We start from the raw sequence: 1,146 nt of genomic DNA on the forward strand, positions 1-1,146 counted from the left end.
CCGCCGATGAGGTTGAAGATGAACTTCGCCCAGCCGGTGTAATAAAACTTCAGCGGCATGCCGGTGATCACCAGCGTGAGGAAGCTCGTCACCACCAGAAAATGCAGGAGGCGTTCAAATGGCACGAAGCGCGTGAACCATTCATCGCCCTCCTGCGTCTTGGTCTTCGCCTCGCGGAACGTCTTGGAATCATGCAGGTACAGCCACACCGCCCGCACCAGCCACGCCAGTGTGTGCGCGCCGAAGAAGCCGAACGTGCCAATCAGCAGGCCGGTCATCGCCAAAAACACCATGTGGAGCAGGGGATAGTGCGCCTTGTCCAGCGGATTGGCGTGCGGCTGGTATTCGGTGAATTTGGCCGTGGCGCTGGGATGGCATTTCTGGCAGGTCGCCAGAATGTTGTTGGTGGACAAATGCGACGCCGGGTTGGATGTCGGCTGCACATCGTGGAAACCGTGGCAGTCGTAGCAGGCCGCCACTTCGGGAGCGGAGTTCGGCTTGCCCAGCAGCATGGCCTTGCCGTGATAGGTTTCCCGGTAATGTTCCAGCCGGTCCTCGTGGCATTTGCCGCACCGCTGGTCGCTCAGCGCCTTGAAATTGTTCCCCGTTGGGTTGCTGATCTGATGCGCGCTGTGGCAGTCAATGCACACCGGCCCCCGCTGGTCGCCCTTGGCCAGCAACTGGCCATGGATGCTCTGGTTGTATTTGGCCTCCACCCCCACGTGGCACTTGCCGCAGGTCTTGGCCACGTTCGCGTGGTTGATGGGTGAATCCCGGTCAATGGCGCGCTTGATCTTGTGCGCGCCGTGGCAATCGTTGCACGAGGGCGCCACGATCAAGCCCATCTTCAACAGCGCCGTGCCGTGGATGCTGTCCATGTATTGCGAGGCCGCCTCGGGAAATTCAATCTGGTACTCCTTGGTCAAATTGGTGTTGCTATGGCACTTGGCGCAGGTTTGCGGCAGGTTCATCTTAAACACCGGCGAGTCGCCGTTCTTCACCGGCACGATCTCGTGCGAACCGTGGCAGTCCCAGCATTGCGCCGCGCCGGACGCGCCCATGGCGTGGCTCATGCCGTGGATGCTCGTGGCATAATCCTTGCCCTCCTTGTCATGGCACCCGGTGCAGTTGGGCGGCGGCACATTC

At 60.8% G+C, this 1,146-nt stretch carries 1 protein-coding gene; it reads right to left on the reverse strand.

The features are described 5' to 3' along the window. The coding region (locus P4L78_RS00005; protein WP_309326170.1) for a cytochrome c3 family protein at positions 1–1,146 on the reverse strand (1,146 nt) is incomplete at both ends.

The sequence above is a fragment of the Silvimonas sp. genome, assembly GCF_031291215.1.
Lineage (GTDB): Bacteria > Pseudomonadota > Gammaproteobacteria > Burkholderiales > Chitinibacteraceae > Silvimonas > Silvimonas soli.